This window comes from Sorangium sp. So ce124 (genome assembly GCF_051525235.1).
GTDB classification, from domain to species: domain Bacteria; phylum Myxococcota_A; class Polyangia; order Polyangiales; family Polyangiaceae; genus Sorangium; species Sorangium atrum.
In genome coordinates, this window is record NZ_CP150312.1 from 662,041 (window position 1) to 684,959 (window position 22,919).

Consider the following 22,919-nt stretch of genomic DNA (forward strand, 5'->3'; position numbering starts at 1 on the left):
CCCGGAGTTCCTGGCGGATGGCGCCTGTGCCCACGTGACGGCGCGTGAGCGCCTGGGGCGAGCCTCTCTCTCTGCTGCTCGGTCTGCCGCGGTGAACGGCGCGACGGAAACGCTCCGACTCGCGATCGGACGCGATGCTAGACGCGCTCGTGACAGGGGGGATTCAGCGGTTGTTATCGCGCCGTGCGTGCTGCGGTGAACGGCCCAAATCTGTGGTTGTGACCACGGCCCAAAGCGGTCATCCGCGCTCGGTGCGCCCGAGGCGCGTCCGCTCCAGACAGAGGGGATGGACCGGACGAGGGGCCCTCGGGAACCACGCCCACCGATCCATCACGCGGTGGACGTGGGCGATCGAGTCGGTGCTCCCCGAAGCGCGCTCCTGGCGCGGTGACGCCGCTCACCGCCGCCGTTGCGCCGCTGGCGCACGATGGCCGCCCGCCGGTGGGCGGCCGGGCTACCAGACATGCAAACGAGGATCTCAGGTTCGAAAGACTTCAGGAGCATCCTTAAGGTTAACCCCGTGAATCGAGCAAGGTCGGGCCCTGGCCCGTGTCCTGCTAAAGCTGCAGGACAGAGCGGCCGTGACGGCTTCCCCCCCGCCGTCGAATGGGCGCTCTGCTTTTTGTGCTCTTCGTCGGAGACGCGAGGCCTAGCGCTCGCGCAGCCTGGCCACACGGTCGCGCCAGTGCGGGAGATCGAGCGCGGCGAAGACCGCGGCGGCGCGCGCGATCTGGCGCTCGCGCTCCCGATCGCGGCGCGGGAGGTGCCGCGCGAGCTCGAAGCGGGCGCGCGCCTCCTCGACGGGCAGGCCGCGCTGCTGGGCGTCGTCGATCGCCGCGGCCCAGAGCTGCCTCGCGCGCGCGCGGCCGCCGGCGAGCCACGCGGCGAGGCCGCTCAGGCGGAGCGAGGTCGAGCGGCCGAGGGGGAAGATGCGCGCGTACCGGCCGAGCGCGCGGCACGCCTCCGCGGAGGTGCGCGAGAGCTCGCGCCTCTCCGCCGAGCCAGGGGCTTCCTCGAGCAGCGCGAGCAGCACCTCGCACGTCGCCGCATAGCCGTACAGGCAGTGGTAGCCCGCCGGCTGCCCCTCGCGGAGCATGGGGAGCGTCCGCTCGGCGGCCGCGCGCGCCTCGGCGTTCGCGCCGCGGAGCAGGTGCCCCAGCGCGACCTGGCCGTGCGTGATCTGCTGCGTGCGGTCGCCGAGCCGCTGCACCTCGGCCGACAGCGCGTCGAAGATGGCGATCGCGCCCTCGCCGTCGCCGAGCAGCAGCCGGCACTGCGCGCGGCCGCTCTCCGCCCAGATGTGGCCCTGCGCGTTGTCGCTCTCGCGCGACGCGATCACGAGCGCGCCGTACAGGTCGAGCGCCTCCCTCCAGCGGCCCTCGGAGTACGCCACGCCGGCGAGCAGCGTGATGCACTCCTCCTTGCGGCGGCGGTCGTGCAGCGCCTCGGCCAGCCGCTCGGCCTGGGTGAGCAGCGCCCGCGCGTCGCGGCACCGGCCCTCGCCGAGCGCCGTCAGCCCGCGCAGGCACGAGACGAACGCGACGCCTTGCGGGTCGTCGAGCGCCGCGGCGACCGCCGTCGCGCGCGCGGCGTACGCGTCGACGACGGCCTTCCACGGGACATACCCGAACGCGACGCTCAGGGTCGCGTACCCGCGCGCGAGCGCGAGCGACGGGCCGAGCCGCGCCGCGGCGTTGGTCGCCGCCAGCGCGGCCAGGAAGGCGAGCGTCGGCTCGTTGCGGAACAGGTACGTCTCCGACAGCTTCTCCGCCGCGAGCGACGCCTCGGCGAGGCGCTCGCGCTCGGCCGCGTCGCGCGCGACCGGGGCCGGCAGGCCAGCGACGTGCGCGAGCTGCAGGCCGAGCTGCTTCAGCGAGGCCACCGCCGGGCGGAGCCGCTCCCCGAGGCCCCCGCGGCCGCTCGTCGCGCGCTCGCCCGCGCGGAGCCACGCGGCCTCGTCCTGGGAGAGCAGCTCCAGCGCCGCCGCGCAGTGCCGCTCCGCGCCGAGCAGATCGCCGAGGTTGTAGTGCGCCTGGCCGAGCCGCCGCTCCCAGCGCGCACGCCGGAGCGGCGGCGCGCGCTCCTCCGGAGGGTGCGCGCCGTCGAGGTCGAGCGCCCTCTTGTAGAAATCCACCGCGTCGCCGGAGGCGCCCGTCGCGAGGGCCTGGGCGCCCGCCTTGTCGAGGTACTCCAGCGTCTTCTGGACGGCGCCGGCGATTCCGTAGTGGTGGGCGAGGAGCGGGTACGACAGCGCGAGGCCCGGCGCGTCGCGGTGGCGCCGCTCGATCGCGCGCGCCGCGGCGGCGTGCAGGGCCCGCCGCTCCGGCTCGGGGGTGCCCGCGTAGACGATCTCCCGCAGCTTGTCGTGCACGAAGCCGAGCCGCCCCGGCTCGGTCTCCTCGAGCACGTGGCGACGGGCGAGCTCCGCGAGCGCGTCCATGGCGTCGACCTCGGCGAGGCCGGCGGCGCCGAGCAGCAGGCGCTCCTCGAGCTCGCGGCCCAGCACCGAGGCGAGCCGCGCGAGCGCGAGCGCCTCCCGGCTCAGCCCCGACAGCCGGCGCGCCACGAGCTCGCGCAGCGAGCCCGGCAGCGGCAGCGGCGCGGGCGGCTGGCTCCCGCGCGCGGCGCGGGCGAGCCGCTCCGCGGCGGCGCCCTCGGCGCCCGCGCGGATCCGCCACGCGTAGGCCTCGTCCCGGTAGATCACCCGCTCCTGGATCGCGGCGCGGAGGTACTCCGCGATGAAGAACGGGTTCCCCTCGGACTGCTCGAAGAGGTACTGCACGAACGCCTCGGGCGGCTCGTCCAGGGCGAGCATGTCGCGCACCATCCGCCCGACCGATGCGCGATCGAGCCGCCCGAGCTCGAGCCGCGAGGCCCAGGGGGCGCCGAGGAGCGAGGAGAGCGCGGGCGACGTCTCCTCGGTCCGGTACGCGCACAGGAGGACCACGGGATGGGCCGCGAAGTAGTCCGCGTCGAGGTGCTCGAGGACGGCGCGCGAGTTCTCGTCGGCCCACTGGAGGTCGTCGAGCACGAGCAGGACGGGCCGCGTCGCGGCGAACGCGGCGAGCGTGTCGGCGAGCGCGGTCCGCAGCCGGTAGCGTGCCGCGTCCGGCGGCAGCTCGGGGGGCTCCGGGTAGCGGTCGTGGCCGCGGAGCTGGGCGAGCGACGGCTCGTGCGGCGCGAGGACCCTGCCGCGCGGGCCGAGCAGCGCGTCGTAGCCCGTGGGGCCGAGCTCGCTGCACCGGTCGGCCACCGCGAGCAGGAGCGGGCGGAACGGGTGCAGCGGCGCGGCCTTGACCGCGCCCTCGCGCTCGACCTCGGCGGACACGGCCGCGCACGCGCCCGTGACCACGGCCATGCGGATGAGCGCCGCCTGGTGCGCCGCCTCGACGGCGAGGCGCGTCTTGCCCACGCCGCTCTCGCCGCCGACGACGAGGAGGCTGCCCTGGCGCCGCTCGTGGGCGCGCTCGAGCGCCTCGGTGACCTTCTGCAGCGCCTCCCCGCGCCCGGCGAGGCGCGGCCGGTACAGGTACGGCTGCGCGTTCGGCAAGCGCACGCGCGCGCGCTCCCCGCCGGGGGGCGGCGTGTCGGCCGCGCCGAGCTCGGCGAGGGCGGTCGCGACCTCGTCGGCGTAGCCGAGCCGGTCCTCGGGGCGCTTCTTCAGGAGCCGCGCGATGAGGGCGTCGAGCGCGGGAGGCACGTCGGCGACGAGCTCGGAGGCCGGGAGCGGCTCGGCGTAGAGGTGCATGGACAGCACGACGGAGCTCGAGTCGCCGAGGAACGGGACGCCCCCGGTCACGGCCTCGTAGATCATGCAGCCGAGCGCGTAGAGATCCGCGCGCGCGTCGACGAGGTCTCCGCGGATCTGCTCGGGGGACATGTAATCGGGGCTGCCCATCAGCCTGCCGCCCGCCTGGAGCACGTCGCGCCCGGTGTGCCCCTCGAACTGGAAAGCGAGGCCGAAGTCGAAGAGCACCGGCGTGCCGTCCGGGCGGATGAACACGTTGTCCGGCTTGAGATCGCGGTGGACGAGGCCCCGGCCGTGGACGTACGCGAGCGGCCGGCAGATCGCGCGGAGGAGCGTCAGCGCCTGGCGGAGCGCGCCGCCCGCCGCGCGGTGGAACGGGCGCGGCGCGAACGGCTGGTACGAGCGCGGGATGATCGAGGCGGGCGCGATCTCCGCCGTCGCGGTGCTGGCCTGCGCGTTCATGGGCGCGGAGACGCTCACGGTCGGCTCGCTGCTCACGCTCCCGCGGGCGCGCCAGCGCTCCTGGTTGTGATCCCGGAGCGTGCGCCCCTCGATCAGCTCCATCGCGTACCACGGGATCCCGCCCTGGACCCCCTCGTCGAGCACCCGCACGACGCCCGGGTGCTCGACGCCCCGGAGCGCGTGGATCTCGCGGCGGATGCTGGAGACGAGGCTCTCGTCGCCCACGCTGACGGTCTTCAGCGCCGCGAGCGCGCCCGTGATGCTGTGCTGGGCGCGGTAAACGACCCCCATCCCGCCGCGGCCGAGCTGCGCGAGCACCCGCCACGGCCCGATGGACACCGGGACATCCGGAGGGTGCCTGGCCTGTCCCGAGCTCGGCGTCGTGATCATCGAGGGACCGACGCACCCTTGGCCTGGGCCTGGATTCGCCCCAGGTGGTAGGTCAAAAGCGGTTTCCCGACATCCACGCTGGAGCTGAGTACATCCACCCGACGGCGCGCGATGATGTCACGGCGCGGCCGACCGTACAACAGGTCTGTGTGGAGGCCAGCTCATCGCACGAACGCCGCGCGGCGGGGCTGTCGCACCGACAGGCGACTACACACGAGGCAGCGGAGCGTGGCTATCGAGGCTCGCGCCGGGGCGGCGGCGCGGCGCGTCCTGAGGCGCCCGCGCGCCGGCGCTCCCTGCGTGCACCCGCCGTGCGGTCGTCGCGTCGCGCGGCGCGTGCACGCAGGGAGCGCCGGCGCGCGGGCGCCTCTCTGGACGTTAGCGCCGCGCGAGACGCGGTGAACCCGGGACTCTGCGGAGGCGCGCTCTGCCGCCGCGGTCGTCGCCGCGTGTCGAGGCGCGATGTCGAGGCGAGCCTCGCCGCGCGGCGCTCGGGCGGGGACGTCTCGGTCTCTCGCGGCCAGAGGTCCGCCGGGGATCGTCGGCTTTCCCCGCTTCGTGGATTCGACATCTCCGATGTCGTTGTCCCGTTTCACCGAGGTTCGATCGCGCTGTGCGAGCCAATCGTGCACAGCTGAGCTCGCGGTACACGGTTTGCTCCCGGTGCGCCCACGGCCCGCGCTGGCGGCCGCACTTAGAAAGGGAACCAACGAATGAAGCATTCGACTCATCTCGGGGCCTTGTTGACCGTCCTGTTCCTCGCTGCGTGCGGCGGCGAAGGTGCAGATTCCGCCCCGACGGACAGCGCCGTGAGCTCCAAGCAGCTCAGGGATCTGACGGCCGATGACGTCCAATCCGCCTGCGATTCGCTCGCGGCGAGGGTGAAGCTCTCCAAGGAAGATGCCTGTGAGTACCTGGGCCTCGTCGCGTCGCCCGCCGTCGGGCAGCCGTGCGGCACGGTGAAGGACGAGTGCCTCTCCGCGGCCGACGAGGAGGCTGACGAGCAGGACGACCACGCAGCGGATTGCATGCCTCCGACCGAGCACCGCGCCGGCTGCTCCGCCACGGTGGCCGAGTACGAAGTCTGCTTGCTCGCCCAGACGCAGCGGGTCCGGGCGCTCACGTGCGACTCCGAGCTGAGCTCGCTCGAGGCGGTCCCTCCGGAGTGTGAGGCGGTGGCGCGCAAATGCCCGCAGATCGTGGCAGCGGACGAGGGCGGAGCTCCGGGCGCCGAGAGCCCCTGAACGCGGCGCCGAGGAGCGGGCGGCCACCCATCATGCGCGATCGATCATCGATCATCGCGCGCAACGCGGACGCACGGCTCTCTTCCTGAACGAATCGCCGGTAGGCGCGACACGGCCGCTTGGCGGCCGTGAGTGCCATTGTCCTACCTCTGTTTTTCTGGATCTTTTGATTCCTGTTGATATTCGTGCTCGTCCGCGCCTTTCAGGGCATCTCGGCGTATGATGGGCTCCGGAGCCGGCGCGTCCGGGGAGGTTCAAGCCTCGGCGTCTCGGCTCAAGCGAAGTCGCGGCTCGCGCCGAGGGTTCGCTGGCACAGAGGAGGATTTCATGAAGATCACCAAGGTTTCCGGAGTGCTCGCCCTGCTGCTGATCGCCGCCGCGGCTGCTTGCGGCAAGGGCGAGCAGCCGGCTGAGGCGAGCGCGACGGTCGAGGTGACCGCCACCGCCGAGTCGGCGATGGGCGAAGGCGCCTATGTCGAGGAGCACGAGAGCGGCAAGGCCGCCTTCAACGTCGCTGCCGACGGGAACGTCAAGGCCGCGGTCACGGGTCCGGACGGCAAGCCGATCCGCGAGGACGTCAGCGGCACGCTGGTGTGGAAGGACGCGTCCGGGGAGAAGACCGTGCCGCTCACGCTCGATGCGAAGACCGGCCTTCTTGTCGCCGCCGGCCCCAAGCTCGAGGCAGATCTCACCGAGATCGGCTACACGCTCAACGTCGCCGGCAAGCCGTGGAACGGGACGCTGCACGTCCCCGCCGGCGGCACCGCCGAGCTCTACGCCAACGCGAAGGCGTCGGCGGAGCTCGGGCTGCCGGAGGGCAAGCTCGGCCCGCACGGCGGGCGCGTCGAGATCGTGGGTGACGACCGCCTCGAGCTCCTTGTCGACGAGGTGACCGGCGAGGTCCGCGTCTATGTGCTCGACGCCGACCTGAAGCCCATCGATATCGGCGAGCGCAAGATCACGCTCGGCGTGGTGGCCGAGGCGCCGCAGGTGGTCGTCCTCGCCCCGGCGGTCGCGACAGCGGACGTGGCCGCGACCGCGGCCGCAGGGGTGGCCGCGGGGGCGTACCTGACCGGCAAGCTCGCGCTCGCCGCCGATCCGCTGAAGCTGACCATCGCGGTGCGGAAGGCGGGCCACGCGGCCGTGGGCCTGTGCGGCTACCGGCCCGGGGTGGCGTTCGCCGTCCACGCGCGCGCCCCGCGCGTGAAGGTGCGCGTGAAGACCGACTGGGATGCACACGTCCACGCGCTCGCGAACGCCGACCTGAAGGCGAAGGCCGACATCGACCCGAAGGTCCACGTCCACGCGGGGGCCGGCGCCGCTGCCAGGGCCAACGCGAAGGCCAACGTCAACGTGAAGGCGCCGAGCATCCGCGTGACGCCGCCCAGCGTGAACGTACAGATCAAGGCGCCGAAGATCTCGATCCCCAAGCCGAGCTTCAAGGCGTCGGCGTCGGCGCACGCGAGCGCGGGCGCGAAGGTGGGGGCGCACTGACGCGCCCCGGCGGGAGGGGTGGGCGGCGCGGGCCGCCCGGCGAGCCCTCCCCCGACCCTCCTCCGAGGCGTCGGAGAGCCTGTCGTTGACGCGGAAGACCTCGGCGAAGCGGCCGCGGCGGACCTCTCCGCCCGCGGGCGCGGTGGCGGCTGTGGTGCTCGATCCGGCGTCGAGCGCCCCGCTCCACCGGCAGGTTTACGAGGCGGTGCGCGGGGCGATTGTCGCCGGACGGCTGCGGTCCGGGAGCAAGCTGCCGTCGACCCGGGCGCTCGCGGCGCAGCTCAGCCTGTCGCGCAACACGGTGCTCGGCGCGTACGCGCAGCTCCTCTCGGAGGGGTACCTGCGCGGCCGGATCGGCTCCGGGACGTACGTCGCCGACGCGCCGCCGGAGCGCGTCCTGCTCGCCCGGCCGAGCTCCGAGCCGCAGCCAGCGCCCTCGCTGGATGGCGCTTCCCTCTCGCGGCGCGGCGCGCTCGTGGCGGGCGCGGCGTCGCCGTTCCTGCGCGCGACCGCGCCGCGCGGTCCTGCCGGCTGGGCGTTCCAGGTGGGCGTGCCCGCGTTCGACGCCTTCCCTGCCGCCGCCTGGGGCCGGCTGATGAGCCGGCGCTGGGACCGCTCGTGGCAGGCGCTCCTGACGCGCTGCGAGCCGCAGGGGTACGCGCCGCTGCGCCGCGCGATCACCGACTACCTCGTCACCGCGAGGGGCGTGCGGTGCACGCCGGACGAGGTCATCGTGGTCAGCGGCGCCCAGCAGGCGATCTCGCTCGTTGCCGAGGTGCTGCTCGATCCCGGCGATCCGGTCTGGGTCGAGGATCCGGGCTACACCGCGGCGCGCAGCGCCCTGATCGCGGCCGGGGCGACGCCGGTGCCGGTCCCGGTGGACAGGGAGGGGCTCGACGTGGCGACGGCCGTCCGGCGATCGAGCTCGGCGCGGCTCGCCGTCGTGACGCCGGCGCACCAGTTCCCACTGGGCGTGACGATGAGCCTCGAGCGCCGGCGCGCGCTCCTCGACTGGGCGAGGTCGTCGAGCGGCTGGGTTTTCGAGGACGACTACGACAGCGAGTTCCGCTACGCGGGCCGGCCGCTCGCCGCCCTTCAGGGCCTGTCGCCGGGCGCGCGGGTGATCTACGCGGGGACATTCAGCAAGGTGCTCTCGCCGTCGCTGCGGCTCGGCTACCTCGTGGTGCCGGAGGGGCTGGTCGACGCGTTCGTCGCGGCCAAGGCGCTGGCCGACGTTTCGTCGCCCTCGCTGGAGCAGGCGGTCGTGGCCGATTTTATGATCGAGGGCCACTTCGCGCGCCACGTGCGCCGCATGCGCGTGCTGTACGAGCGGCGCCAGGCCGCGCTGGTCGCGGCGGCGGAGCGAGAGCTGTCGGGGCTGCTCGAGGTCGGCCCGGCGCCCGCCGGCATGCACCTCCTCGGCTGGCTGCCTACCGGGCGCGCGGACGGCGCTGCGGCCGAGCGCGCGGCGGCGAGCGGCGTGCGGTGCGTCGCGCTGTCCGAGCTTCGCGCGCGCTCCGCCGGACGGGGAGCCCTGCTGCTCGGCTATGCGGCTTTGCCCGAGGACGAGATCGCCGAGGGCGTCCGGCGGCTGAAGGCCGCGCTGCGCCAGCGCTGAGCGCCCCGCACGTGGATCCAGCCGATCGGGACGAAGTGGATCTCGCGCTCGCCCGGCGCGCTGCCTAGAAAGTGCCTTCTGGCTCTACTGCGGGAGGTTGCCCCGGATCAGCAGAAAAACCGCCCAGGCGCCGAGGCCGCCAAGCAACCAGGGGAACGAGAAGGGAATGCCGGGACGGCCCTCCCCCTCTTCTCTTGGCGGCCTCGGCGTCTGGGCGGTTCGCTTCTCAGGGCGACCTCCCGCAGTCGTGCTAGGCGCCCGCGCGCGGGCGGAGGGAAACCACGGAGGATATGGACCCATGCAGTCACGCATGAATTACGCGAGCGTCGCCCCCGAGGCGTATCAAGCGATGCTCGGGCTGAGCTCCTACGTCAAGCGCTGCGGGCTGGAGAATACGCTGATCTCCCTCGTGTTTCTCCGCGCCTCGCAGATCAACGGCTGCGCCTATTGCATCGATCTGCACTGGAAGGAAGCGCGGGCCGCAGGTGAGGACGAGCGGCGGCTCTACATGCTGAGCGCGTGGCGCGAAGCGCCCTGTTACAGCGAGCGCGAGCGGGCCGCCCTCGAGTGGGTCGAGGCGGTGACGCTCGTCGCGGCAGAGCACGTGCCCGATCGCGTCTATGACGCCGTACGCCAGCACTTCTCGGAGCGGGAGATCATGGATCTCACCTGGGCCGTGGTGACGATCAACGCCTGGAACCGCGTGGTGCTCGCCACCCGGGCCGTGCCTGGCTCCCACAGGTCGGAGAAGCGGGAGCAGGCGTGAACCGGCTCCCGCACGCGCATGAGCCTGAGGAAGAAGCAGTGATGTTTGCTCACCCGGACAGCGCGCGATAATCGATCTTCCCCGTCGAGGTCCGCGGCAGCTCATCCATCGCGACGATCTTCTCAGGGACCATGTACGGGGGAAGCCGCTCCGCAAGGTACAGCCTGAGCGAGCGGTCGTCCGCGTCCCCTGCGAGGGCGACGAAGCCGCGCAGCGTCTTGCCGAGGCGCGCGTCCTCCACGGCGATCACCGCGGCCTGGCGCACGGCGGGGTGCGACGCCAGCGCCGCCTCGACCTCGCCCGGCTCGACCCGGTAGCCCCGGATCTTCACCATCCGGTCGATGCGGCCGCGGAAGTAGAAGAGCCCGTCGCCCTTGCGCTCCACCCGGTCGCGGGTCCGGTACGGGCCGCCGTCCACGGTCGTCGGTCCCGAGACCACGAGCTCGCCCGTCCCGGGGCCCTCGACGACCCGGCCGCTCTCGTCGTCCGCGTCCAGCGCGAGCAGCGCGCAGGCGGCGTAGGGGCACGCGACGCCGATCGGGAGCTCGCTCGCCCCGTCGAGCGCCGCGCGATCGACCCGGTGGAACGTGCAGACGTTCGTCTCGGTCGGGCCGTACAGGTTGTAGAGCGCCGCGCCGGGCGCCCGCGCCGCGAGCGCCGCGAGCTCGCGCGGCGGGAAGACCTCGCCGGCGAAGAGGATGGCCCGCACGGAGGGCGAGAGCGCGAAAGCCGGCGACGGCGCGCCCGCGTCCGCCGCGGGGAGCGCCGCGACGAGCTTCATGAACATCGACGGCACGCCGTAGATGACCGTCGGCGCGAGCGCGCTCACCGCGTCGCGGAGCGCGCGGCCCGAGGCGAGGTCGCGCCGCGCCATCGTCACGAGCGTCGCGCCGGCGCGGAACGTCGCGAGGTGGTCGAACCAGGCGAGATCGAAGACGAGCTCGGCCACGCGGAGGACCCGATCCGCCGGCGTCACCCCGATGAGGTCGATGCAGAAGGCGGTGAACGCGTCGAGCCCGGCCCATGTGATGGGGACCGGCTTCGGCTCGCCCGTGCTTCCCGAGGTGTGCAGGATGCACGCGACGTCCTGCGCTCCGGAGCCGCCGTCGCCGCTGGGCCCGCCGTCGCCGCCCGTGTCGGCGCGCGCCGCCCCGCGCGGCGTGCGCCCCTCGGCGTCGAGCTCCACGCGCGGCAGGCCGCCGCCGAGCTCGGCGTCGATGCCGTCCGCGAGGCCCGCGACCGCGGCGTCGAGCACGAGCGCCCGGCACCCGCGGGCACGCGCGATCCGCCCGAGCCGCGCCGGCGGCGCGGTCGCGTCGAGCGGGACCGCCACGGCGCCGGCCGTGAGCACCCCGGCGAGCGCCACCGGCTCGTCATGCGCCCGGCCCAGCGAGAGCAGCGCCACCCGGTCCCCCGGGCGCACGCCCGCCCCGGCGAGCGCCGCGCCGACGGCCGCCGCGCGCGCCGCGAGCTCGGCGTAGGTCACCGTGGCGCCGCCGCGCGACGCGAGCGCGATGGCATCGCCGCGCGCGGCCAGGTCCTGGGCGCGCAGGCGGAACGTGCCGGCCACGCGCTCCCCGCTAGCCCTGCGCGGCCGCGATGCGGCCGGCGACGAAGCGCGCCATGCTGTCCACGGTCGACACCGCGTCGAGGTCCACCTCCTCGTCCGGGATCCTCACGCCGAAGCGCTGCTCGATGAACACGAGCACCCGCGTCAGCGACATCGAGTCGAAGCCGGACCCGCCCGCGAAGAGGTCCTCGTCCAGGGCGAGCGGCGCCTTGCGCAGCAGGATCTCCTTCGCGATATGGTCGTGCAGCGCGCGCCGCACCGTGTCGAGATCGTAGGTCACCGCGGTGGTCCCTTTCCGGCCGGAGCCCGGGCGCTCAGCCGATGGCCGGCGTCGCCTTGCGGGCAAGATAGTCGATGAGGTCGATCTTGGACACGACGCCGAGCACCGTCTCCTTGTCGACGACGAGCGCGATCTTCGCGTCGCTCAGGACGCCCTTCAGGAGCTCGACCTTCGTCGCGGGCGTCACTGTCGCATAGTCGCTCTCGACGAGCCCGCCGATGCTCGAGTCGAGCGTGCCGCTCCCCGTCACGAGGTGCCGGAGCAGGTCGATCTCGTGGACCATCCCGCGCAGCTTGCCGTCCTGGGTCACGGGGAGCTGGCTTATCCCGTGCGATTTCATCATGTCGATGACCTCGCGGACCCGCGCGTTCGCGTCGGCGGTGACCACCGCCCCGCTGGGCTTGACGGCGAGCAGGTCGCGCACCGTCCCGAGGCCCTTGTCCTCCTCGAGGAAGCCGTTCTCTCGCATCCAGTCGTCATTGAAGATCTTCGAGATGTACTTGGACGCGCCGTCGGGCAAGAGGACGAGGATGTTCTCCCTCTTCCCGCTCTGCCGCGCATACTTGATCGCGCCGGCCACCGCCGCGCCCCCGGAGCCGCCCACGAAGAGGCCCTCGAGCCGCACGAGGTCCCGCGTCATGAGGAAGCACTCCTTGTCGTCGACCCGGATGATCTCGTCGATGATCTTGAGGTTCATCGTGCTCGGAAAGAAATCCTCGCCGATCCCCTCGACCTTGTAGGCAAACGGCTTCGTGATCCGCTGGGTCTTCACGTAATCGTAATAGAGCGAGCCGACCGGATCGACGCCGACCATCTTGATCTCCGGCTTCCTCTCTTTGAGGAACTTGCCAATGCCGCTCAGGGTGCCCCCTGTCCCCATGCCGGCGACGAAGACGTCGAGCTCGTCGCCGCACTGCGCCCAGATCTCGGGGCCGGTGGACCGGACGTGGGCCTCGGGGTTCGACGGGTTGTGGTACTGGTTCGCGTAGAAGCAGTTCGGCGTCTCGTCGGCGATGCGCTTCGCCACCTGGTAGTAGCTGCGCGGGTCGTCGGGCTCGACGGCGGTGGGACAGACCACGACGCGGGCGCCATAGGCGCGCAGCGTCGCGATCTTCTCCTGCGACATCTTGTCCGGCATGACGAAGACGCACTTGTATCCCCGGATGGCCGCGACCATGGCGAGCGCGGCGCCGGTGTTGCCGCTGGTCGCCTCGACGATCGTCCCGCCGGGCCTGAGCCCGTTCGCCTCGGCGTCGCGGATCATGTTCAGCGCGACCCGATCCTTGTGGCTGCCGCCCGGGTTCAGGTACTCGCACTTCACATAGATGTCGCTCTCCAGCCCCTCCGTGACCCGGTTCAGCTTGACGATCGGCGTATCGCCGACGGCCTTCGTGATATCGCTGCGCGCGCCTCGCATCATGGGGAGACCTCTTAGCCGCCGCGCGCCGAAGCGACAAGCGACAAGGGGAGCACGCGGGCGCGGCGGCGCCGCGAGAGGCGCGCTCGCCGCGGCGCTGGCGAGCGCGCCTGCGGTGACTGCCGGGCTCGGTTGCCGGCCACCCTTCCTATCCTTCGGGAAGGAGCACAAAAGAAATGGTGTTTACGATAGGTCGATATTGACCCTATCCGGCACGTTATCGTCACGGGTTCAAAGGCCCTGACGGCAGCGAGCCATGGCTCTCCCGGGGCGAGCCGCTGGGGCGCGGCGCTGACGGCCTGACGCGGTGACGCGCTGACGCCAGCGCCACGCGGCGCCGCTGCGCGCGTCGGGGCGAGCGGACCGGCGGGCGATCTCGCGCCGCGCTCCCTGTGGTAGACTGGCGAAATGGCGTCCGAGCCGAAGATCCACCCGAGCGCCGAGACGGCGCTCCTCAAGGTCCGCTCCAAGGAGATCGCGTTCAGCCGCTTCCGCGTTCAGGTGACCGCGGGCCCGGACGCCGGGGCGTCCCAGACGTCGGACGCGACGGAGTTCGTGATCGGCACGGCGCCTGGCAACCAGCTCATCCTGACCGACCGGGCGGTGTCGCGGCACCATTGCGTGATCTCGGTCACCCCGCGCGGGTTCTTGCTCCGCGATCTCGGCAGCAAGAACGGCACGACCCTCTCCGGCTTCCGCGTCGAGGCGGCCTATCTCCTGCCGGGCGCCTCGCTCGGGGTCGGGCAGTCCACGCTCCGCTTCGAGCCGCTGGCCGAGGAGATCCGCGAGCCGCTCGGCGACGAGGAGCGGTACGGCCGGGTGCTCGGGCAGAGCGCCGCGATGCGCCGCATCTTCGGGGCGCTGCCGCGGATCGCCGCGTCGGACTCGACGGTGCTGATCGAGGGCGAGACGGGCACGGGCAAGGGCCTGCTCGCCGAGGCGATCCACGAGAGCAGCCCGCGCGCGGGGGGGCCGTTCGTCGTGATCGACTGCGGATCCATCCCGCCGACGCTCATCGAGGCCGAGCTCTTCGGGCACGCGAAGGGGGCGTTCACGGGCGCCCAGGCGGCGCGCGCCGGCGCCTTCGAGGCGGCGCGGGGCGGCACCGTGCTGCTCGACGAGATGGGCGAGCTCCCCCTCGACATGCAGCCGAAGCTCCTGCGCGTGCTCGAGGAGCGGCAGATCCGGCGCATCGGCACGATCGAGCCGACCAAGCTCGATATCCGGGTCATCGCGACGACCAACCGCGATCTCCGCCAGGAGGTGAACCGCGGAAATTTCCGGTCGGATCTGTACTACCGGCTCAACATCGTCCGCCTCCGCGTCCCCGCGCTGCGCGAGCGCCCCGACGACATCGCGCTGCTCACGGCGCATTTCTACCGGCAGCTCGCGCAGGGGCAGGACCAGAGCCCCCCGGGCGAGCTGCTCGAGGCCTTCATGCGGCAGGACTGGCCGGGCAACGTGCGCGAGCTCCGCGGCGCGGTGGAGCGCGCGGTGCTCATGATCGATCCCGCGCTGTTCCGCGAAGCCGTGATGGGCTCCGAGGGGGCGGAGAGCGGCTCTCCCGCGCTCCCGGTGCCCCGGGACGACGAGCTCAGCCTGTCGTTCCGCGAGGCGAAGGAGCGCGCCGTGGCGCGCTGGGAGCGCACGTTCCTCACGGCGCTCGTGCGCGCGAACGGCGGCAATCTGTCGCGCGCCGCCCGCGCGGCGCGGATGGACCGCAGCCACCTGCGCGAGCTCCTCCAGCGGCACGGCGTCTCGGCCACGGAGGCGTGACCGCCGGGCCCGCGGGGCAGCGCCGGAGGCGGCCGCGCTCTCGCCTGTAGCGCGGCGCCGGAGGCGACCGCGCTCGCGTCTGTAGCGCGGCGCCGGAGGCGACCGCGCTCGCGTCTGTAGCGCGGCGCCGGAGGCGACCGCGCTCGCGTCTGTAGCGCGGCGCCGGAGGCGGCCTACCCCGCCTGACCCCCGAGGGCAGCGCCAGGGCGCGCCCTCTCGCTGGTTTTACTGATTGGCCTTCTGCCGGTTCTCTCCCTTGAGCTCCTTGGCCTTCCCTTCGGCGGCCATCTGCTCATTGTCGACCAGCTTGCCGACTCGGTTCTTGATCGCGCCGGCGGCCTCCTCGAGCGCTCCCTTCGCGCGCTCCTCCGCCTTGGCCTCCTCCTTTTGCACCTTTCCTCGGAGCTCCTTGGCGCGGCCCTCCGCTTCCATCTGCTCGTCGCCGAGCAGCTGACCGAGGCCCTTCTTGATCCTGCCGCCCAGCTCCTCGGCGGCCCCCTCATTGCGATCGCTCGTGTTGCTCATTGCTTCCTCCTCGTGGCGTGGCCTCCGCAGAGCCTCTCTGCGGCGCGCCGCCGCCGTTGACCTGGCATTGGCAACCTCCGGATGTAGCAACCGGTGCGCCATCGCAGGGCAAACGGTCTTTTCGAGGACGTGGAAGGGGGATTGGGGCAGGCTACCTCGCCCGCGCTCTGTCTCTCGGCTCGTCTGAGGCAATACGCCACGCGGCGGCCAAGCAAGCAGTCCCACGGTCCGACCGGACGATCCCCGCGCTCCTGGGGGCCGCACCGCGCTGCGGTCGGATTTCGCGCTGGATCGCGGTGACGCGAGCGCTCTGTCCGCAGCGTTCAGCTCGGCTGCGCGTCTGTGGAGAGCCGGGACTCCACGGCATGGCGCGGCGTTTGCTGAACAGCCTGCATAGCAACGAGGAGCGCTTCGCTCCTTTCTGGGAGGTTCATCATGTCATTCATCCTCTTTCTCCTGTTTGGCCTCGTCGTCGGTGCTCTGGCGCGCCTCATCGTTCCTGGACGTGAGCCGGGCGGGTGGGTCGTCTCGATGATCATCGGCGTGGTCGGCTCCTTCATCGGCGGGCTGCTCGGCCGCATGCTGTTCATGTACCGTGAGGGTGAGCCGGCCGGCTTCTTCATGTCCCTCATCGGCGCCATCCTGCTGACCGCCGGCTATCAGGCGATCGCGCGGCGCCGTACGGTGGTATGAGCCGGCCGAGCGATCCCCTCTCGAGGCGCCACGCCCGATACCGGCCCACGGCGCTGGAGGAAGGAGCTCCCGAACCGCTCCCGCGATCTGTAACGCGCGGGAGCACCTCGGGCCGCGAGCAGGAGGCGCGGAGGAGGCGCTGCGGTCCGTGAGCGAGAGCTCGGCGCAGGCGGCGCGCGCTCTCCTCGCGCTCGGCAGGCTGAGGGGCCCTGCTCGTCGCACGGCTCACCCCCAGGGTCGTACGACGAGCAGGGCCTTCGGCGGTCTGTCGCGCTCGGTCCGGCGCCGGCGCCGCGATTCCGCCGGCGCCGCGCCCGCTCGCCGGGTAACGCTTGACGCCGCAGGAGGCTTTGGGCTTGCTAGCGGGCTCCGCGCTTTTGCCCAAGGTCCTGGCCATGTCGTTCTCGATCCTGCCCCCGCCGATCACGCCCCTCGCCGCGATCCTGCCGTCCGAGCCGCTGCTGCTCATGGGCGCCGGTCCGGTGCCCATCCCGCAGGCGGTGGCCCAGGCGAACGGGGTCATCATCAATCACCTCGGCCCCACCATGGACCGCGTCATCCAGAACGTGAAGTACATGGCGGCCTATGCGTTCCAGACGCGCAGCGACAAGATCCTCGGCATCGCCGGGCCCGCGTCCGCGGCGATGGAGATGGCCGTGGCGAACCTGTGCTGGCCCGGGCGGAAGGTCCTTTGCCTGAAGGTGGGGACGTTCAGCGGGCGCCTCGGCGAGATGGCGCTCGGCGTGGGCGCCGACGTCACCTTCCTCGAGGGGCCGCCGGGGCGGCCCGTGTCGCTCGCGGACGTGCGGGAGGCGCTGAAGAAGCAGCGCTACGACGTGGTCACGATGGCGCACGGCGAGACGTCCTGCGGCGTCCGCATGGTCGAGATGCCGGAGATCTGCAGGCTCGCGAAGACGCAGGGCGCCCTCACGATCGTCGACGCGGTGGTCACGCTCACGGCCATGCCTGTGCACATGGACGAGTGGGGCATCGACGTCGGCATCGTCGGCGGGCAGAAGGCGCTGTCGTCGATCCCGGGCGTCTCGGCCTGCGCGTTCTCGCAGGACGCGTGGAAGGTCGTCGAGGAGCGCCCCCTGCCGCGCCCGCACTGGTGCTACGACGCCACGCGCGCGCAGCGGTTCTGGGGCTACCAGCAGTACCACTACACGGCGCCGGTACCGGGTGTGCTCGCGCTGCACGAGGCGCTGCGCCTCGTCTGCGAGGAGACGCTCGAGCGGCGGTTCCGTCGCCACGAGATGAGCTCTCTGGCCATGCAGGCGGGCATCGAGGCCATGGGGCTCGAGCTGTTCGCGTCGAAGGACGTGCGCCTCAACAGCGTGCTCGCCATCAAGCTGCCGACCGGCGTCGATAGCGCGCGGATCCGCGAGTACATGACCAAGGCCTTCCGCGTCGAGATCTCGGGCGCCTTCGGCCTCAACATCGTGCGTGTGGGCCAGATGGGCGAGCAGTGCCGCTCGCACAACCTGTTCAAGACGCTCTACGCGATGGGCATGAGCTTCCAGCGAGAGGGCGTGAAGCTCGACGTCGCCAAGGGAATGGCCGCGCTCGAGCAGGGTCTGGCGGGGGATCGCGAGTACTTCGTCGACTAGCTCTGCCCGACGGAGGCGCGGTCCTGGATGGCCGGACCTCCGCGCCGCGTCGCGGCGACGAGGGCTTGCTCGCGGCGCTTGCCGGCGTCGATCCGGCTCCGATGCGCGTCGAGCAGGTCGCTGCGCGTCAGGATCCCGAGGACCTTGCGGGGGGCCTGCCTGGACACGACAGGGAGCCTCCCCACGCCCTCGGTGACCATGTGATCGGCGGCTTCGCGCAGGGAGCTGTCCTCGAACACCACGGCGGGCGGCCGCCGGACCAGGTGGCGGATCGAGATGGTACCGGCCTGCTCGGTGAGCACGTCGCGCTGGGTGACCACACCGACGAGCTCCCCTCGGCCGTCCACGACCGGGAAGCCCTGGTGGCGGGAGCCCGCCGCCTGCGACAGCAGAAAGGCGCGGGCCGTCTCGACCGTATCTTCGGCGGCGAGCGTCACGGCGGGGCGCGAGGCGGCCTCGCCCGCGGTGATCTGCGCCAGGTGATCGGCCGCGTACTCGACCGTCACGCGCGCGCCGCGGCGGGCGATCTTCTCCGTCATGATGGAGTGCCGCATCAGCAGGCTGGAGACGAGGAAGGCCGCGCTGCAGCCGCCGAGCAGCGGCAGCAGCCCCATGGGCTGCCGGGTCGTCTCGAAGGCGAAGACGACGGACGCGAGGAGCGCCCGGGACGCGCCCGCGAAGATCGCCGCCATCCCGACGAGCCCGGCGACGCGAGGGTCCACGCCGAGCCCGGGGAGGAGCGCGGCCGCGGCCAGGCCGAGGATCGCGCCGAGCCCGCCGCCGATGGTGAAGAGCGGCGCGAGCGTCCCGCCCGAGGTGCCGCTGCCGAGCGCGATCGACCAGGAGATGAACTTGAACAGCGAGAGCGACACGAGCGCGGCGAGCGCCAGGCGACCGCTCAGGATGTCGTCGATGTTGCTGTACCCGACCCCCAGCGTCCGCGGCGCGAAGGCGCCCACGACGCCGATCGCGACGGCGCCGATCGCCGGCCACCACATCCAGTGGAGCGGCAGCCGCTCGAACGCCTCCTCGATCGCGTAGATCGCGCGGGTCGCGAGCATCGCCGCGAGGCCGAGCGCCGCGCCGAGCACGATGTAGAAGGCGAGCGCGGGGCCGGTCGACGGCGCCACGGCCGGCATCTCGAACGCGGGCGCGGTGTGGCCTGCGGCCAGGCGGGCCGCGGTCGCCGTGGTCGCGGCGAGGGCGACGGGGATCACCGAGCGCGGGCGGTACTCGAAGAGGAGGAGCTCGATCGCGAGCAGCACGGCCGCCACCGGGCTGCCGAAGGTCGCCGACATGCCCGCCGCCGCGCCCGCGGCGAGCAGCGTCTTGCGCTCGTCCGCCGTGATCCGCAGCAGCTGCCCGACCAGCGAGCCGAGCGCGCCGCCGGTCGCGATGATGGGGCCCTCGGCGCCGAACGGACCGCCGGTGCCGATGGCGATGGCCGCGGAGAGCGGCTTGAGCAGCGTCATCCGCGGCGGGATGCGGCTCTGGTTGAACAGCACCTGCTCCATCGCCTCCGGGATCCCGTGGCCGCGGATCGCCTGGGAGCCGTAGCGCGCCATCACGCCGACGACGAGCGCGCCGGCGATCGGCACGACGAGCACGAGGAGGCCGAGGTTGTGCTCGGCGGGCGACGCGGGGGCGGCGGACAGCCGGCCGAAGAACGCGAGGTTCGTGATGATGGCGATGAGCGCGGTGAGCAGCTCCGCCGCGAGGAAGGCCACGGCGCCGAGCGCGATCGCGAGGCCGCTGACGAGGACGACCCGCCGATCGACGGCGGCGCCGGGCGCGGGGACGCGGAGGTCCTCGAGGGTCGGGCCCATCGAGGGGGCGACCGGGATGCTCTCGGTGACTGGTGGGGGTGGGGCGTTCAATCTGGACAATTCAGCTCTCCTCGCGGTGAGTCGCTTCGGCTTCGGTTTCGGCTTTGGCGGGGGTCTCCTCGCCTTCGAAGAACAGCGGGGGGGCCTCGTCGCCGGCGCCGAGCGCCCGGGCGAGGGTGGTGAGGCTCTGCGCGAGCGCGCAGCGCTCGTCGGCGGGCATGCGGTCGACGGCGGCGACGAGCTCGGCCTGCGCCGTGCGGGGCGCGCGGCGGAGCAGAGCGCGGCCGGCAGGGGTGAGCGAGATCTCGGTCCGGCGCGCGTCCTCGGGCGAGGCGCGCCGGGTGACCAGCCCTCGCTCGGCGAGGCGCGTCACCACGACCGACACCGAGCTCTGGTGCGTCAGCGTGCGCTGCGCGAGCTCGGCGATCGAGGACGCGGCGGCCTGATCGAGCTGCTGCAGCACGAACAGCTGCGCGCTGCTCAGCCCGAGCTGCCGCTCGCACGCGCGCGACGAGACGCGCAGGCGCTGCACGATCGCGCGGATCGCATCCATGACCCGCTGCGCGTCGGGCCCGCCGGGGGCCGGCCGCGCGGGGCTCTTCCGGCGCGCCGTCGAAGAACCATGGGATCCCATAGATTTGCGGGGAACCTACGCCGCTCGCCGGTCAACCGCAAGCAGTCTGCGGACCTCCAGGGGCTCGGGCGGATCGAGGCGGGCCGTCCTCGACGGGGTGATCGCCGGCGGCGGTGGAATGGCGGCGGGGCGCCGGCGCGGTATCCCGCGCGCGGCGCGCCGGCCCGGGGGCAGCGCGCCGGGCGGACCGTGCGGGCGACGCTACGCGGGGCGTCGCCTGCGCGGGCGATCCAGGCTAAGAACCGGCCCTCCCATGACCTTCCAAGACCTCATTCTCACCCTGCAGAAGTTCTGGGCCGATCGCGGCTGCCTCATCGTGCAGCCGTACAACTCGGAGGTCGGCGCCGGCACCTTCAACCCGGCGACGTTCCTGCGCGCGCTCGGCCCCGAGCCCTGGAATGTGGCCTTCGTCGAGCCTTCCCGGCGGCCCGCGGACGGTCGGTACGGGGAGAACCCGAACCGTATGCAGCAGTTTCACCAGTTCCAGGTGATCCTCAAGCCGAGCCCGATCGACATCCAGGACCTCTACCTGGAGTCGCTGCGGGCGATCGGCACGAACCCGCTCGATCACGACGTCCGGTTCCTCGAGGACGACTGGGAGTCGCCGACGCTCGGGGCGTGGGGGCTCGGCTGGCAGGTGTGGATCGACGGGCTCGAGATCTCGCAGTTCACCTACTTCCAGCAGATCGGCGGGATCGACTGCCGCCCCGTCTCCGGCGAGCTCACCTACGGGCTCGAGCGGATCGCGATGTACCTGCAGGACAAGGACAGCATCTACGACGTCGTCTACTCGGACCGCGGCGGGAAGATCGTGCGCTACGGGGACATCTACCAGCGCGCCGAGTGGGAGTGGTCGACCTACAACTTCGAGGAGGCCGACATCGCCGAGCACTTCGCGGCGTTCGATGTCTGCGAGGCCGAGGTGAAGCGGCTCCTGTACCGGGGCGCGGATCCGGCGGCGAAGGGGGCGGCGATCGATCCGAAGAAGGCGCTGGTGCTCCCGGCCTACGATTTCGTCGTGAAGGCGGCACACCGCTTCAACGTCCTCGACGCGCGGGGCGCGATCAGCGTCACCGAGCGGCAGCGCTTCATCGGCCGGGTCCGCGCGCTCGCGAAGGCGGTCGCCGAGACGTACGTCGCGCAGCGAGAGGCGCTCGGCTTTCCGCTCCTCGGCGAGCAGCAGGCGAAGGCGGCGGAGTAGCGCAGAGCAGGCCGAGGCGGCGGGCAGCGCGCCGTCGCCTCGGCCGGGCAGCGCGTCGCGCGGCCTCAGCCGGGCGGGTTGTCCGGGATGAAGTCGTGGCGGGTGCAGATGGCGACGACCGGCAGCCCCGCCGCGCGGATCGCCTCCGCGCCGCCCTCGAGGCGGTCGACAAGGGCGATCACGCCGACCACCGAGGCGCCCGCGGTGCGCAGCTTCTCGACCGCCTTCAGCGTCGAGCCGCCCGTCGTGATCACGTCCTCGAGGATCGCGACGGGCATCCCGGGCACGAGGCCGCGATCGCCCTCGACGAGGCGCCGCGAGCCGTGGTCCTTGACCTCCTTGCGCACGTAGAGCGCGGGGAGGGGGCGGCCGCGCAGGAAGCTCGTGAGCGACACCGCGCTCGCGAGGGGGCACCCCCCGAGCTCGACGCCGGCGACGGCCTCGCACCGCGGGAGCGCGTCGAGCGCCTCGAACATGAGCGAGCCGACGAGGGCGTGGCCCTCGGCGGTCAGCACCGACTGCTTGCAGTCGATGAAGAAGTCGCTCTCCCGGCCGGACGCGAGGACGACGCGCTTCTGCTCGAACGAGCGCTCGCGCAGCAGCGCGACGAGCCGCTCCCGCTCCGAGGCGCCGGCGGCGCTCACCGGCCGCCCCGCTTGCGCAGCGAGGCCTTCGCGGCGCCCTTCCGGAGCGCGGGGACCACGGGCGGCGGCGGCCCGCCGGCGCTCTCGGCCGCCTCGGGCTCGTCACCCTCGCCGGCGGCCGAGGCCGACAGGTCGGCCTCCTCGTCGTCGTGAACCGGCGCGAGGCGCGGCTCCGGCGCAGGAGCGGGCCTCGCCTCGACGACCGGGGCGGGGCGCGCCGGCACGGGGCGCGCGGGGGCAGGCGCGGCGCGCGGCGCAGGCCGGGCGGGCGGCGCAGGCGCGCGCTGCTCCGCCGGCGCACGCGCCGGCCGCGCCGCCGCGGCGCGCGGCGCAGGTACAGCGGCGGCGGCCCGCGCCGGGGCGGGGGCGGGGATCGCGGCGAGCGGCGCGCCGGTGGTGACGTTGCCGCGCACCAGGGCGCCCGCGTGGATGCCGATCTGCGGCGCGCCGAGGTCGCCGACGACGCGCGCGCCGGGCTCGAGGATCACGGCCTCGTCGCCGGAGATGTTCCCGGCGACGGCGCCGCGGACGACGACGCGCCGCCCGCGGACGTCGCTCTGGATGAGCGCGCCCTCGCCGATGGTCACGTCGCCGGTCATGACGACGCTCCCCTCGACGCGGCCGAGGATCTCGAGATCCCCGTCGCCCTGCACGTTGCCGCGGATGGCCGTCGTCGGCCCGATCGAGGACTGGGCGGCCATCGGCTACACGTCCATGTCGACGTTGCCCTTGAACGAGGCTCCGTCCGCGATGGTCAGCCGCGACGCCTTCACGTCGCCGACGAGGCGCCCGCCGGCGAGGAGATCGACGCGATCGGCCGCCGTGACGTTGCCGGTCACGTTGCCGCCCACCTGGAGCGACGCCGCCCCGATGTCCGCTTCGACCAGCGCCCCTGCGTCGATGGTGAGAGGCCCCTCGACGGTGAGCTTTCCGCGCACCGTCCCGGCGACGATCACCTCCTCGTCGGAGGTGATCTCGCCCTCGATCGTGAGCCCGTTTCCGATGATCGTACCCGCCACGT

At 73.0% G+C, this 22,919-nt stretch carries 18 protein-coding genes; 8 read left to right on the forward strand and 10 right to left on the reverse strand.

What is annotated here, in order from left to right; all coding sequences use genetic code 11:
* Window positions 1–649 precede the first annotated feature (649 nt).
* Complete coding sequence (locus tag WMF19_RS02440) at window positions 650–4,549, reverse strand: serine/threonine-protein kinase (protein WP_437897625.1); 3,900 nt, start codon at window positions 4,547–4,549, stop codon at window positions 650–652.
* Between the two features lie 764 nt (window positions 4,550–5,313).
* On the opposite strand from WMF19_RS02440, the gene WMF19_RS02445 reads away from it, so the two are divergent.
* The 4 genes from WMF19_RS02445 to WMF19_RS02460 all read left to right on the forward strand — a co-directional run bounded on the left by WMF19_RS02445 (window position 5,314) and on the right by WMF19_RS02460 (window position 9,722).
* Window positions 5,314–5,844, forward strand: a complete 531-nt coding sequence (locus WMF19_RS02445) for a hypothetical protein (protein ID WP_272097543.1) — start codon at window positions 5,314–5,316, stop codon at window positions 5,842–5,844.
* A 327-nt stretch (window positions 5,845–6,171) separates the two neighbouring features.
* Window positions 6,172–7,338 carry a hypothetical protein gene (locus WMF19_RS02450; protein WP_437897626.1) on the forward strand — a complete coding sequence of 389 codons (1,167 nt, stop codon included), beginning with the start codon at window positions 6,172–6,174 and terminating at the stop codon, window positions 7,336–7,338.
* A gap of 79 nt (window positions 7,339–7,417) precedes the next feature.
* Complete coding sequence (locus WMF19_RS02455) at window positions 7,418–8,956, forward strand: PLP-dependent aminotransferase family protein (RefSeq protein ID WP_373372236.1); 1,539 nt, start codon at window positions 7,418–7,420, stop codon at window positions 8,954–8,956.
* A 298-nt stretch (window positions 8,957–9,254) separates the two neighbouring features.
* A complete protein-coding gene (locus WMF19_RS02460) occupies window positions 9,255–9,722 on the forward strand; it encodes a carboxymuconolactone decarboxylase family protein (protein WP_437897627.1) in 468 nt (155 codons plus the stop codon).
* 49 nt (window positions 9,723–9,771) lie between these two features.
* On the opposite strand, the gene WMF19_RS02465 is transcribed toward WMF19_RS02460, so the two are convergent.
* Genes WMF19_RS02465 through WMF19_RS02475 form a run of 3 tightly spaced genes read right to left on the reverse strand, consistent with a single transcriptional unit; the run spans window position 9,772 to window position 12,992 of the window.
* The gene (locus WMF19_RS02465) at window positions 9,772–11,292 is read right to left on the reverse strand and encodes an AMP-binding protein (RefSeq protein ID WP_437897628.1); all 1,521 of its coding nucleotides are present in this window, start codon (window positions 11,290–11,292) and stop codon (window positions 9,772–9,774) included.
* A gap of 10 nt (window positions 11,293–11,302) precedes the next feature.
* The gene (locus WMF19_RS02470; protein WP_272097548.1) at window positions 11,303–11,572 is read right to left on the reverse strand and encodes an acyl carrier protein; all 270 of its coding nucleotides are present in this window, start codon (window positions 11,570–11,572) and stop codon (window positions 11,303–11,305) included.
* 34 nt (window positions 11,573–11,606) lie between these two features.
* Window positions 11,607–12,992: a cystathionine beta-synthase gene (locus WMF19_RS02475; protein WP_437897629.1), complete on the reverse strand. Its 1,386-nt coding sequence runs from the start codon at window positions 12,990–12,992 to the stop codon at window positions 11,607–11,609.
* Window positions 12,993–13,397: 405 nt separating this feature from the next.
* On the opposite strand from WMF19_RS02475, the gene WMF19_RS02480 reads away from it, so the two are divergent.
* Complete coding sequence (locus tag WMF19_RS02480) at window positions 13,398–14,765, forward strand: sigma 54-interacting transcriptional regulator (RefSeq protein ID WP_437327296.1); 1,368 nt, start codon at window positions 13,398–13,400, stop codon at window positions 14,763–14,765.
* 225 nt (window positions 14,766–14,990) lie between these two features.
* On the opposite strand, the gene WMF19_RS02485 is transcribed toward WMF19_RS02480, so the two are convergent.
* A complete protein-coding gene (locus WMF19_RS02485; RefSeq protein WP_437897630.1) occupies window positions 14,991–15,290 on the reverse strand; it encodes a CsbD family protein in 300 nt (99 codons plus the stop codon).
* A gap of 435 nt (window positions 15,291–15,725) precedes the next feature.
* Between WMF19_RS02485 and WMF19_RS02490 the strand changes: the two genes are divergently transcribed.
* Both WMF19_RS02490 and WMF19_RS02495 read left to right on the forward strand, forming a co-directional pair.
* Window positions 15,726–15,983 carry a GlsB/YeaQ/YmgE family stress response membrane protein gene (locus WMF19_RS02490; RefSeq protein ID WP_437327298.1) on the forward strand — a complete coding sequence of 86 codons (258 nt, stop codon included), beginning with the start codon at window positions 15,726–15,728 and terminating at the stop codon, window positions 15,981–15,983.
* Between the two features lie 395 nt (window positions 15,984–16,378).
* Window positions 16,379–17,593 carry a pyridoxal-phosphate-dependent aminotransferase family protein gene (locus WMF19_RS02495; RefSeq protein WP_437897631.1) on the forward strand — a complete coding sequence of 405 codons (1,215 nt, stop codon included), beginning with the start codon at window positions 16,379–16,381 and terminating at the stop codon, window positions 17,591–17,593.
* Here the strand turns inward: WMF19_RS02495 and WMF19_RS02500 are convergent.
* Both WMF19_RS02500 and WMF19_RS02505 read right to left on the reverse strand, forming a co-directional pair.
* Complete coding sequence (locus tag WMF19_RS02500; protein ID WP_437901587.1) at window positions 17,590–19,419, reverse strand: chloride channel protein; 1,830 nt, start codon at window positions 19,417–19,419, stop codon at window positions 17,590–17,592. The genes WMF19_RS02495 and WMF19_RS02500 overlap by 4 nt on opposite strands.
* 61 nt (window positions 19,420–19,480) lie before the next feature.
* Window positions 19,481–20,053 carry a MarR family winged helix-turn-helix transcriptional regulator gene (locus tag WMF19_RS02505; RefSeq protein ID WP_437897632.1) on the reverse strand — a complete coding sequence of 191 codons (573 nt, stop codon included), beginning with the start codon at window positions 20,051–20,053 and terminating at the stop codon, window positions 19,481–19,483.
* Window positions 20,054–20,306: 253 nt separating this feature from the next.
* Between WMF19_RS02505 and glyQ the strand changes: the two genes are divergently transcribed.
* Window positions 20,307–21,254: a glycine--tRNA ligase subunit alpha gene (gene glyQ / locus WMF19_RS02510; protein ID WP_437327301.1), complete on the forward strand. Its 948-nt coding sequence runs from the start codon at window positions 20,307–20,309 to the stop codon at window positions 21,252–21,254.
* Window positions 21,255–21,319: 65 nt separating this feature from the next.
* Here glyQ and pyrE read toward each other — a convergent pair whose 3' ends face one another.
* Genes pyrE through WMF19_RS02525 form a run of 3 tightly spaced genes read right to left on the reverse strand, consistent with a single transcriptional unit; the run spans window position 21,320 to window position 22,917 of the window.
* Window positions 21,320–21,898, reverse strand: coding sequence for an orotate phosphoribosyltransferase (gene pyrE, locus WMF19_RS02515; protein WP_437327302.1), 579 nt, complete (start codon window positions 21,896–21,898; stop codon window positions 21,320–21,322).
* Window positions 21,895–22,599, reverse strand: coding sequence for a bactofilin family protein (locus tag WMF19_RS02520; protein WP_437897633.1), 705 nt, complete (start codon window positions 22,597–22,599; stop codon window positions 21,895–21,897). The genes pyrE and WMF19_RS02520 overlap by 4 nt, the downstream gene beginning before the upstream one ends.
* A gap of 3 nt (window positions 22,600–22,602) precedes the next feature.
* Window positions 22,603–22,917 carry a bactofilin family protein gene (locus WMF19_RS02525; protein ID WP_272097558.1) on the reverse strand — a complete coding sequence of 105 codons (315 nt, stop codon included), beginning with the start codon at window positions 22,915–22,917 and terminating at the stop codon, window positions 22,603–22,605.
* Window positions 22,918–22,919 lie beyond the last annotated feature (2 nt).

What these genes read in the sequence shown, in the direction of transcription:
- WMF19_RS02445 (WP_272097543.1), top strand. Translation starts at nt 5,314, where the DNA reads ATGAAGCATTCGACTCATCTCGGGGCCTTGTTGACCGTCCTGTTCCTC.
- WMF19_RS02450 (WP_437897626.1), top strand. Translation starts at nt 6,172, where the DNA reads ATGAAGATCACCAAGGTTTCCGGAGTGCTCGCCCTGCTGCTGATCGCC.
- WMF19_RS02460 (WP_437897627.1), top strand. Translation starts at nt 9,255, where the DNA reads ATGCAGTCACGCATGAATTACGCGAGCGTCGCCCCCGAGGCGTATCAA.
- WMF19_RS02475 (WP_437897629.1), bottom strand. Translation starts at nt 12,992, where the DNA reads ATGATGCGAGGCGCGCGCAGCGATATCACGAAGGCCGTCGGCGATACG.
- WMF19_RS02480 (WP_437327296.1), top strand. Translation starts at nt 13,398, where the DNA reads ATGGCGTCCGAGCCGAAGATCCACCCGAGCGCCGAGACGGCGCTCCTC.
- WMF19_RS02485 (WP_437897630.1), bottom strand. Translation starts at nt 15,290, where the DNA reads ATGAGCAACACGAGCGATCGCAATGAGGGGGCCGCCGAGGAGCTGGGC.
- WMF19_RS02490 (WP_437327298.1), top strand. Translation starts at nt 15,726, where the DNA reads ATGTCATTCATCCTCTTTCTCCTGTTTGGCCTCGTCGTCGGTGCTCTG.
- WMF19_RS02495 (WP_437897631.1), top strand. Translation starts at nt 16,379, where the DNA reads ATGTCGTTCTCGATCCTGCCCCCGCCGATCACGCCCCTCGCCGCGATC.
- WMF19_RS02500 (WP_437901587.1), bottom strand. Translation starts at nt 19,419, where the DNA reads ATGGGCCCGACCCTCGAGGACCTCCGCGTCCCCGCGCCCGGCGCCGCC.
- WMF19_RS02505 (WP_437897632.1), bottom strand. Translation starts at nt 20,053, where the DNA reads ATGGGATCCCATGGTTCTTCGACGGCGCGCCGGAAGAGCCCCGCGCGG.
- glyQ (WP_437327301.1), top strand. Translation starts at nt 20,307, where the DNA reads ATGACCTTCCAAGACCTCATTCTCACCCTGCAGAAGTTCTGGGCCGAT.
- WMF19_RS02520 (WP_437897633.1), bottom strand. Translation starts at nt 22,599, where the DNA reads ATGGCCGCCCAGTCCTCGATCGGGCCGACGACGGCCATCCGCGGCAAC.